The organism is Saccharothrix hoggarensis (genome assembly GCF_042678885.1).
Taxonomy (GTDB): domain Bacteria; phylum Actinomycetota; class Actinomycetes; order Mycobacteriales; family Pseudonocardiaceae; genus Actinosynnema; species Actinosynnema hoggarensis.
The window spans coordinates 25,983-35,947 of sequence record NZ_JBHTLK010000052.1 but is presented as its reverse complement, the minus strand read 5'-3'; the positions used below and the strand labels follow the sequence as shown (position 1 = coordinate 35,947).

At 67.9% G+C, this 9,965-nt stretch carries 13 protein-coding genes; 12 read left to right on the top strand and 1 reads right to left on the bottom strand.

Annotated elements, in window-relative coordinates:
* On the bottom strand, nt 1-480 hold a 480-nt coding region (locus ACFQ3T_RS12850; protein ID WP_380723460.1), incomplete at its 3' end, for a YbaB/EbfC family nucleoid-associated protein.
* Nucleotides 481-829: 349 nt separating this feature from the next.
* Between ACFQ3T_RS12850 and rpsL the strand changes: the two genes are divergently transcribed.
* The 12 genes from rpsL to rpsC all read left to right on the top strand — a co-directional run bounded on the left by rpsL (nt 830) and on the right by rpsC (nt 9,962).
* Nucleotides 830-1,204 (top strand): 30S ribosomal protein S12, encoded by a 375-nt coding sequence (gene rpsL, locus ACFQ3T_RS12845; RefSeq protein WP_030473471.1) that lies wholly within the window; start codon nt 830-832, stop codon nt 1,202-1,204.
* Nucleotides 1,204-1,674: a 30S ribosomal protein S7 gene (gene rpsG / locus ACFQ3T_RS12840; RefSeq protein ID WP_053715239.1), complete on the top strand. Its 471-nt coding sequence runs from the start codon at nt 1,204-1,206 to the stop codon at nt 1,672-1,674. Before rpsL ends, rpsG begins: the two co-directional genes overlap by 1 nt.
* A gap of 109 nt (nt 1,675-1,783) precedes the next feature.
* Nucleotides 1,784-3,886, top strand: coding sequence for an elongation factor G (gene fusA / locus ACFQ3T_RS12835; protein ID WP_380723459.1), 2,103 nt, complete (start codon nt 1,784-1,786; stop codon nt 3,884-3,886).
* A 139-nt stretch (nt 3,887-4,025) separates the two neighbouring features.
* Complete coding sequence (gene tuf / locus ACFQ3T_RS12830) at nt 4,026-5,219, top strand: elongation factor Tu (protein WP_073885921.1); 1,194 nt, start codon at nt 4,026-4,028, stop codon at nt 5,217-5,219.
* 326 nt (nt 5,220-5,545) lie between these two features.
* Nucleotides 5,546-5,851 carry a 30S ribosomal protein S10 gene (gene rpsJ / locus ACFQ3T_RS12825; RefSeq protein WP_003938093.1) on the top strand — a complete coding sequence of 102 codons (306 nt, stop codon included), beginning with the start codon at nt 5,546-5,548 and terminating at the stop codon, nt 5,849-5,851.
* Between the two features lie 52 nt (nt 5,852-5,903).
* Nucleotides 5,904-6,554, top strand: coding sequence for a 50S ribosomal protein L3 (gene rplC, locus ACFQ3T_RS12820; RefSeq protein ID WP_380723458.1), 651 nt, complete (start codon nt 5,904-5,906; stop codon nt 6,552-6,554).
* A 2-nt stretch (nt 6,555-6,556) separates the two neighbouring features.
* Nucleotides 6,557-7,249 (top strand): 50S ribosomal protein L4, encoded by a 693-nt coding sequence (rplD, locus tag ACFQ3T_RS12815; protein WP_380723457.1) that lies wholly within the window; start codon nt 6,557-6,559, stop codon nt 7,247-7,249.
* Nucleotides 7,246-7,545, top strand: a complete 300-nt coding sequence (rplW, locus tag ACFQ3T_RS12810; protein ID WP_073885918.1) for a 50S ribosomal protein L23 — start codon at nt 7,246-7,248, stop codon at nt 7,543-7,545. Before rplD ends, rplW begins: the two co-directional genes overlap by 4 nt.
* 22 nt (nt 7,546-7,567) lie before the next feature.
* On the top strand, nt 7,568-8,401 hold the full coding sequence (gene rplB, locus ACFQ3T_RS12805; RefSeq protein ID WP_380723456.1) for a 50S ribosomal protein L2: 834 nt from the start codon (nt 7,568-7,570) through the stop codon (nt 8,399-8,401).
* An 18-nt stretch (nt 8,402-8,419) separates the two neighbouring features.
* Complete coding sequence (gene rpsS, locus ACFQ3T_RS12800) at nt 8,420-8,701, top strand: 30S ribosomal protein S19 (RefSeq protein ID WP_015105260.1); 282 nt, start codon at nt 8,420-8,422, stop codon at nt 8,699-8,701.
* A gap of 35 nt (nt 8,702-8,736) precedes the next feature.
* On the top strand, nt 8,737-9,138 hold the full coding sequence (gene rplV, locus ACFQ3T_RS12795; protein ID WP_380723455.1) for a 50S ribosomal protein L22: 402 nt from the start codon (nt 8,737-8,739) through the stop codon (nt 9,136-9,138).
* Nucleotides 9,138-9,962 carry a 30S ribosomal protein S3 gene (rpsC, locus tag ACFQ3T_RS12790; RefSeq protein WP_380723454.1) on the top strand — a complete coding sequence of 275 codons (825 nt, stop codon included), beginning with the start codon at nt 9,138-9,140 and terminating at the stop codon, nt 9,960-9,962. Before rplV ends, rpsC begins: the two co-directional genes overlap by 1 nt.
* Nucleotides 9,963-9,965 lie beyond the last annotated feature (3 nt).

Sequence of the window (9,965 nt, the reverse complement as noted above, 5' to 3'; positions counted from 1 at the left end):
CGGCACGTGCGGGCGCGGTGGCGGCGGAGGCGGCATCGGCGGGCGCGCGTTCGCCTGCTGGAGGAATGACGCGCCGGGCGCGGGCGCGTTCGGCGGCGGCGGTGGCGGGGCCTGCTCGGCCGGGTTCACGCCGAACACGTCCTCCTGCACCTTGTTCACCCGCGCGACGATGTCGATCTGGTCGCCCGCGAACTCCTGCACCACCTCCGCCGACCGGCGCGCCGACTCGGCGACGGCCTGCTGGAGCGTGCTCATGATGGTGCGGGACAGCGCGTGCGGCGGGATGCGCTGGGCGTCCGGCTGGAGCTGGACGTCGAGGATGGAACCACCCGGTCCGGCGACCACGCTCACCACTCGATCGGGTGAAACGGCGGTCACGCGAAGCTGCGCCATCCGCTCTTTCATGTTCTGATAACCCGCGAGACGCTCTTCGGCCTTGCGGCCGGCCTCCTCGAGCGCGCGGGCGTGAAGGTCCGACACGGACCGACCCCCCGTGGTTCGTCGACTTGCGTGCTCTGTTTACTCGATCAGGCCGGGTGGCGGACCCGTTTTGACCCGTGGGAAGCAGGCGGGGTATCTTTGGTACTCGTGCCCGACCCATGTCGGGCCGCTCCGCGTGCCTACGCGCCAGTGGTGCTGGAAAGCCGGCCGCGGTGACCTCCACGCGTAGGGGCATCCTGGGATGTCGCCTGCGGACCTGGGGTACGGCGTTGCCCGTTCAGCTTGGCTGAAGGCGGCGACACGCCCGACCTCGGGTGCAGAGAGGGACCAAGTAAACAGGGCTCGTCGCCCACGCGGCGGGCACGTAAAGGGAAGAAGCAGCCGGCGTATGCCAACGATCCAGCAGCTGGTCCGCAAGGGCCGGCAGGACAAGGTCGCCAAGCAGAAGACCGCGGCGCTCAAGGGCAGCCCGCAGCGGCGCGGTGTGTGCACCCGCGTCTACACGACCACGCCCAAGAAGCCGAACTCGGCTCTGCGCAAGGTCGCCCGCGTGAAGCTCACGAGCGGCATCGAGGTCACGGCTTACATCCCCGGTGAGGGCCACAACCTCCAGGAGCACTCGATGGTGCTCGTGCGCGGCGGTCGTGTGAAGGACCTCCCCGGTGTCCGCTACAAGATCATCCGCGGTTCGCTCGACACGCAGGGCGTGAAGAACCGCAAGCAGGCTCGCAGCCGGTACGGCGCGAAGAAGGAGAAGAGCTGATGCCCCGCAAGGGACCGGCCCCGAAGCGGCCGCTGATCTCCGACCCGGTCTACAGCTCTCCGCTGGTGACCCAGCTCATCAACAAGGTGCTGGTCGACGGCAAGCGCTCCGTGGCCGAGCGGATCGTGTACGGCGCCCTCGAGGGCGCCCGCGACAAGACCGGCACCGACCCGGTCGTCACGCTCAAGCGCGCTCTGGACAACGTCAAGCCCGCGCTCGAGGTGAAGTCCCGCCGCGTCGGTGGCGCCACCTACCAGGTGCCCGTCGAGGTGAAGCCGGGTCGCTCGACCACGCTCGCCCTCCGCTGGCTGATCACCTTCTCCCGGCAGCGCCGTGAGAAGACCATGATCGAGCGCCTGATGAACGAGCTGCTCGACGCGAGCAACGGCCTGGGCGCGAGCGTCAAGCGCCGCGAGGACACGCACAAGATGGCCGAGTCGAACAAGGCCTTCGCCCACTACCGCTGGTGACGTGACGCCCGGCGGGTTGCCGACAGTGGATCCCACTGGGCAGCCCGCCTGGCGCCTCCCAGCCCTAGTGAGCCTGCTACCAGCTAGCTCAAGACAGGGGAAGACACCCGTGGCACAGGACGTGCTCACCGACCTGGCCAAGGTCCGCAACATCGGGATCATGGCCCACATCGACGCGGGCAAGACCACGACGACCGAGCGGATCCTGTTCTACACCGGGATCAGCTACAAGATCGGCGAGGTCCACGACGGCGCCGCGGTGATGGACTGGATGGAGCAGGAGCAGGAGCGCGGCATCACGATCACGTCGGCCGCGACGACGTGCTTCTGGAAGAACCACCAGATCAACATCATCGACACGCCGGGCCACGTCGACTTCACCGTCGAGGTGGAGCGCAACCTCCGCGTCCTCGACGGTGCCGTTGCCGTGTTCGACGGCAAGGAAGGCGTCGAGCCCCAGTCCGAGCAGGTCTGGCGCCAGGCGACCAAGTACGACGTCCCGCGCATCTGCTTCGTCAACAAGATGGACAAGCTGGGCGCGGACTTCTACTTCACCGTGCGGACGATCCAGGAGCGCCTCGGCGCGAAGCCGCTGCCGATCCAGATCCCGATCGGGGCCGAGAGCGACTTCATCGGCGTCGTCGACCTGGTCGAGATGCGCGCGCTGACCTGGCGCGGCGAGGTCCAGAAGGGCGAGGACTACACGGTCGAGGAGATCCCGGCCGACCTCGCCGACAAGGCCGCCGAGTACCGCGAGGCGCTCGTCGAGGCCGTCGCCGAGACCGACGACGCCCTGATGGAGGCCTACCTCGGCGGCGAGGAGTTCACCGTCGAGCAGATCAAGGCCGGCATCCGCGCGATCGTCAAGAACCGCTCCGCCTACCCGGTGCTGTGCGGCTCGGCGTTCAAGAACAAGGGCGTCCAGCCCATGCTCGACGCGGTGATCGACTTCCTGCCGGCTCCGCTGGACCTCCCGCCGGTCGAGGGCACGCTGCAGGACGGCGAGACGCCGGCCTTCCGCGCGCCGAAGACCGAAGAGCCGTTCTCCGCGCTCGCGTTCAAGATCGCCGCGCACCCGTTCTTCGGCAAGCTCACCTACATCCGGGTCTACTCGGGCAAGGTCGCCGCGGGCACCCAGGTCATCAACTCGACCAAGGACCGCAAGGAGCGCATCGGGAAGATCTTCCAGATGCACGCCAACAAGGAGAACCCGGTCGACGAGGCCATGGCCGGCCACATCTACGCCGTGATCGGCCTGAAGGACACCACCACCGGTGAGACGCTCTGCGACCCGCAGGCGCCCATCGTGCTGGAGTCCATGACCTTCCCCGAGCCGGTCATCCAGGTGGCGATCGAGCCGAAGACGAAGGCCGACCAGGAGAAGCTGGGCACCGCGATCCAGAAGCTGGCCGAGGAGGACCCGACGTTCCGGGTCAACCTCGACCAGGAGACCGGTCAGACCATCATCGCCGGCATGGGCGAGCTCCACCTGGACATCCTGGTGGACCGCATGCGCCGCGAGTTCAAGGTCGAGGCCAACATCGGCAAGCCCCAGGTGGCGTACCGGGAGACGATCCGCCGCAAGGTGGAGAAGTACTCCTACACCCACAAGAAGCAGACCGGTGGCTCCGGCCAGTTCGCGAAGGTCCTCATCGACCTGGAGCCGCTGGAGAAGACCGAGGACGGCGCTCTCTACGAGTTCGTCAACGCGGTCACCGGTGGTCGCATCCCCCGGGAGTACATCCCGTCGGTGGACGCGGGCGCCCAGGACGCGATGCAGTACGGCGTGCTGGCGGGCTACCCGCTGGTCGGCGTCAAGGTGACCCTGGTCGACGGCGCCTACCACGAGGTCGACTCGTCGGAGATGGCGTTCAAGATCGCGGGCTCCATGGCGCTGAAGGAAGCCGCCCGCCAGGCGAGCCCGGCCATCCTCGAGCCGTTGATGGCCGTCGAGGTCACGACGCCCGAGGAGTACATGGGCGACGTGATCGGCGACTTGAACTCCCGCCGTGGCCAGATCCAGGCCATGGAAGAGCGCAGTGGCACCCGCGTCGTCAAGGCGCTGGTCCCGCTGTCGGAGATGTTCGGGTATGTCGGCGACCTGCGGTCCAAGACCCAGGGTCGCGCGAACTACTCGATGACCTTTGACTCCTACGCCGAGGTTCCCGCGAACGTCGCGAAGGAGATCATCGCGAAGGCGACGGGCGAGTAACCCCAACCGGAGCACCGCAGCACCACGCGGGCTCTCCGGGGGGATGCCCCGGGGTCCGCACAACCGACCCTGACGTGAAGCCCGGCGGACAGCAATCCGCCCGCCGGGCTAAGCAATAGAAGTCCAGGAGGACATTCCAGTGGCGAAGGCGAAGTTCGAGCGGACGAAGCCGCACGTCAACATCGGCACCATTGGTCACATCGACCACGGTAAGACGACGCTGACCGCTGCGATCTCCAAGGTCCTGCACGACAAGTACCCGGACCTGAACCCCTTCACGCCGTTCGACCAGATCGACAAGGCGCCGGAGGAGAAGCAGCGCGGCATCACGATCTCGATCGCGCACATCGAGTACCAGACCGACAAGCGCCACTACGCGCACGTCGACTGCCCCGGTCACGCCGACTACATCAAGAACATGATCACCGGTGCGGCGCAGATGGACGGCGCCATCCTGGTGGTCGCGGCGACCGACGGCCCGATGCCGCAGACCAAGGAGCACGTGCTCCTGGCCCGCCAGGTCGGTGTGCCCTACATCGTGGTCGCCCTGAACAAGGCCGACATGGTGGACGACGAGGAGATCCTGGAGCTCGTCGAGCTCGAGGTCCGCGAGCTGCTCTCCGAGTACGAGTTCCCCGGTGACGACCTGCCGGTCGTCCGCGTCTCCGCGCTGAAGGCGCTGGAGGGCGACGCCGAGTGGGGCGAGAAGCTCATCGGCCTCATGGACGCCGTGGACGAGAACATCCCGGAGCCCGAGCGCGAGGTCGACCGGCCGTTCCTGATGCCGGTCGAGGACGTGTTCACCATCACCGGTCGTGGCACCGTGGTGACCGGTCGTATCGAGCGCGGCATCATCAAGGTCAACGAAGAGGTCGAGATCGTCGGCATCAAGGAGACCTCGAAGAAGACGACGGTCACCTCGATCGAAATGTTCAAGAAGTTCCTCGACGAGGGTCGCGCCGGCGACAACGCGGCGCTGCTGCTCCGCGGCATCAAGCGCGAGGAGGTGGAGCGCGGCATGGTGATCGTGAAGCCGGGCACCACCACCCCGCACACCGAGTTCGAGGCGCAGGTCTACATCCTGTCGAAGGACGAGGGTGGCCGCCACACGCCGTTCTTCAACAACTACCGTCCGCAGTTCTACTTCCGCACCACCGACGTGACCGGCGTCGTGACCCTCCCCGAGGGCACCGAGATGGTCATGCCGGGCGACACCACGTCGATGTCGGTCAAGCTGATCCAGCCGATCGCCATGGACGAGGGTCTGCGGTTCGCCATCCGCGAGGGTGGCCGCACCGTGGGTGCGGGCTCGGTCACCAAGATCATCAAGTGATCTGGCTCTAATCACACCCCCCGATTTGGTCTGCGCACCCACGTGTGCGACCATTGACGGGTTGCTCGTCGGGGCGGCCGGTTCGAGTTCTGGACTCGGCCGCCCCGTCACGAGTGGGGTTCGATCGAGCAAGACAATCCCACAGGTTTCATCAGTGGGACCGGTCTATGCGCAAGGGCGCGACACGCCCGACCGCGTGGACCGGGCACCGTGACACCGCTCGGTGTCAATCCTGAATAGGGGGCGGAGCGCGCCGGAGGTCCCGTGACCTCGTGCAAGGTGCCCGCACCGCAGCGGTACTAGAAGCAGAGGAACGGCAAGCCATCATGGCGGGACAGAAGATCCGCATCCGGCTCAAGGCCTACGACCACGAGGCGATCGACGCGTCCGCGCGCAAGATCGTCGAGACCGTGACGCGCACCGGCGCTCGGGTCGTCGGGCCTGTGCCGCTGCCCACTGAGAAGAACGTTTACTGCGTCATCCGCTCGCCGCACAAGTACAAGGACTCGCGCGAGCACTTCGAGATGCGCACGCACAAGCGTCTGATCGACATCCTCGACCCGACGCCGAAGACGGTGGACGCGCTCATGCGCATCGACCTGCCGGCGAGCGTCGACGTCAACATCCAGTAAGCGTTGGACGCGGCAGTGTTGATCCCATTTGGGGCGGAGAGTAACGAGACCCATGTCTGACAGGCAGGTTAAGGGCCTCCTGGGCACCAAGCTCGGCATGACTCAGGTCTTCGACGAGAACAACCGGATCGTTCCGGTTACCGTCGTCAAGGCCGAGCCGAACGTGGTCACCCAGGTTCGGACCCAGGAGAACGACGGCTACTCGGCCGTGCAGCTGGCCTTCGGCGCGATCGACCCGCGCAAGGTCAACAAGCCCGTCGCGGGCCACTACGCCAAGGCGGGCGTCACGCCCCGCCGGCACTTGGCGGAGCTGCGCACCACGGACGCGTCCGAGTACACGGTCGGCCAGGAAGTCACCGCCGAGGTCTTCGAGGCCGGCGCGGTGGTCGACGTGGTCGGCACCAGCAAGGGCAAGGGCACCGCGGGTGTCATGAAGCGCCACGGCTTCCACGGCCTCGGCGCGAGCCACGGCACGCAGCGCAAGCACCGCTCGCCGGGCTCCATCGGCGGGTGCGCCACGCCCGGCCGCGTGTTCAAGGGCCTGCGCATGGCGGGTCGCATGGGCCACGTCCGTGTGACCACCCAGAACCTCAAGGTCCACCGCGTGGACGCCGAGTCCGGTCTGCTGCTCATCAAGGGCGCCGTTCCCGGCCCCAAGGGCGGCACCGTGTTCATCAAGACTGCTGCGAAGGGTGGTGCCTGATCATGACTTCCGTTGAGATCCGCACCCCGGCCGGCCAGACCGACGGCTCCGTCGAGCTGCCCGCCGCGATCTTCGACGCGCAGGCGAACGTGGCTCTGCTGCACCAGGTCGTCGTGGCCCAGTTGGCCGCGGCCCGCCAGGGCACGCACGCCACCAAGACCCGCGGCGACGTCCGCGGTGGTGGCAAGAAGCCGTACCGGCAGAAGGGCACCGGCCGCGCCCGTCAGGGCTCGACCCGCGCGCCGCAGTTCGCCGGTGGTGGCGTCGTCCACGGCCCCCAGCCGCGTGACTACAGCCAGCGCACCCCCAAGAAGATGAAGGCCGCCGCCCTGCGCGGCGCCCTCTCCGACCGGGCGCGCGCCGGCCAGCTCCACGTGGTGACGAGCTTCGTCGAGGGCGACACGCCGTCGACCAAGGCGGCCCGCAAGGTGCTGGAGTCGGTCACCGAGGCCCGCCGCGTGCTGGCCGTGCTGCTGCGCACCGACGAGGTTTCGTGGGTCAGCCTGCGCAACCTGCCGCACGTGCACATCATCGCGCCGGACCAGCTCAACACCTACGACGTGCTGGTCAACGACGACGTGGTGTTCACCAAGGACGCGCTGGACGTGTTCCTGGCGAGCAAGGCCCAGCACGGGCAGGGCTCCGCCGAGGCCACCGCCGAGTCGTCCGAGGTCGACGAGGAGGCCGCGAAGTGATCCCCGACCACCGGGACATCCTGCTCGCGCCGGTCATCTCCGAGAAGTCCTACGGGCTGCTCGAGGAGAACAAGTACACCTTCGTGGTGGCTCCCGGCTCGAACAAGACCCAGATCAAGATTGCCGTGGAGAAGGTCTTCGGCGTCAAGGTCGTCAGCGTCAACACGATCAACCGGCAGGGCAAGCGCAAGCGCACCCGCACCGGTTACGGCAAGCGCAAGGACACCAAGCGCGCCATCGTGACGCTGTCCGCCGAGAGCAAGCCGATCGAGATCTTCGGCGGCCCGGCCGCCTGATGACGACGAGGACTGCGTAGAGATGGGCATTCGCAAGTACAAGCCGACGACCCCCGGTCGTCGCGGTGCGAGCGTCTCCGACTTCGCCGAGATCACTCGGACGACGCCGGAGAAGTCGCTGGTCCGCCCGCTGCACGGCCGCGGTGGCCGCAACGCGTCGGGCAAGATCACGACGCGGCACAAGGGTGGCGGCCACAAGCGTGCGTACCGCCTGATCGACTTCCGCCGCACCGACAAGGACGGCGTGCCGGCCAAGGTCGCGCACATCGAGTACGACCCCAACCGCACCGCGCGCATCGCGCTGCTGCACTACTTCGACGGCGAGAAGCGGTACATCATCGCGCCGTCCAAGCTGCAGCAGGGCGACGTCGTGGAGAACGGCCCCAAGGCCGACATCAAGCCGGGCAACAACCTGCCGCTGCGCAACATCCCCGTCGGCACGGTGATCCACGCGATCGAGCTCCGCCCCGGCGGTGGCGCGAAGATCGCTCGCTCGGCCGGTGCGAGCGTGCAGCTCGTCGCCAAGGACGGCCCCTACGCCCAGCTGCGGATGCCCTCGGGCGAGATCCGCAACGTGGACGTCCGGTGCCGCGCCACGGTCGGCGAGGTCGGCAACGCCGAGCACCAGAACATCAACTGGGGCAAGGCCGGCCGCATGCGGTGGAAGGGCAAGAAGCCCACCGTCCGCGGTGTCGCCATGAACCCGGTCGACCACCCGCACGGTGGTGGTGAGGGCAAGACCTCCGGTGGTCGCCACCCGGTGAACCCGGCCGGCAAGCCCGAGGGTCGAACCCGCCGCCGCAAGCCAAGCGACAAGCTCATCGTCCGGCGTCGTCGCACCGGTAAGAAGCGCTGAGCAGGGAGGGAGTGAAGGATGCCTCGCAGCCTTAAGAAGGGCCCCTTCGTGGACGACCACCTGCTCAAGAAGGTGGACGTCCTCAACGAGTCGGGCAAGAAGACCGTCATCAAGACCTGGTCACGCCGGTCGACGATCATCCCCGACATGCTGGGCCACACGATCGCGGTGCACGACGGCCGCAAGCACGTGCCGGTGTTCGTGACGGAGGCGATGGTCGGGCACAAGCTCGGCGAGTTCGCCCCGACCCGCACGTTCAAGGGCCACATCAAGGACGACCGGAAGTCGCGCCGTCGCTAGGCGACGAACTAGAGGAAGAGCAAGGGGAAGCAGCGATGAACGCCCGTAACGAAGCCGAAGCGCCGGAGTTCCCGCGCGCCGTGGCTCGGGCTCGCTACGTCCGTGACACGCCGATGAAGGTGCGTCGCGTCGTCGAGCTCATCAGGGGTCGTAGCGCCAGCGAGGCCCTGGCCGTGCTCCAGTTCGCGCCGCAGGCGGCAAGTGAGCCGGTCCGCAAGGTGCTGCAGAGCGCCGTGGCCAACGCCGAGAACAACCTGTCCCTGGACCCCGACACCCTGTGGGTGTCGAAGGTCTACGTGGACGAGGGTCCGACCCTCAAGCGGTTCCGTCCGCGCGCCCAGGGCCGCGCCTACCGGATCCGCAAGCGGACGAGCCACATCACCGTCGAGGTGGAGAGCCGTCCCAAGAAGACCAGCGCGAAGGGAAGTGCTCGGTAGTGGGTCAGAAGATCAACCCGCACGGCTTCCGGCTGGGGATCACCACCGACTGGAAGTCCCGCTGGTACGCCGACAAGCAGTACGCCGAGTACGTGGCCGAGGATGTCAAGATCCGCAAGCTGCTCTCGCGCGGCATGGAGCGTGCCGGCATCTCCAAGGTGGAGATCGAGCGCACCCGTGACCGGGTTCGCGTCGACATCCACACCGCCCGGCCGGGCATCGTCATCGGCCGCCGCGGCGCGGAAGCCGACCGCATCCGCGGTGAGCTGGAGAAGCTCACCAAGAAGCAGGTGCAGCTCAACATCCTCGAGGTGAAGAGCCCCGAGTCGGACGCGCAGCTCGTCGCGCAGGGCGTGGCGGAGCAGCTGTCCAACCGCGTCGCCTTCCGCCGCGCGATGCGCAAGGCCATCCAGTCGGCCATGCGTTCCCCGCAGGTGAAGGGCATCCGCGTGCAGTGCGGCGGTCGTCTCGGCGGCGCCGAGATGTCCCGCTCCGAGCACTACCGCGACGGCCGCGTGCCGCTGCACACGCTGCGCGCCGACATCGACTACGGCTTCTTCGAGGCCCGCACCACGTTCGGCCGGATCGGCGTGAAGGTGTGGATCTACAAGGGCGACATCGTCGGTGGCATCAGCGCCAAGCGTGAGCGTGACGCCGCCCCGGCGGCCGACCGCGCGCCGCGTCGTGACCGCGACCGTGCCGACCGCCCGAACCGGGCGCGTCGTTCCGGCGCCAGCGGCACCACCGCGACCAGCACCGAGGCCGGCCGGGCCGCTGCGGGCGACCAGGCCGCCGCGCCGACCGAAGAGAAGACGGAGGGCTGAGTC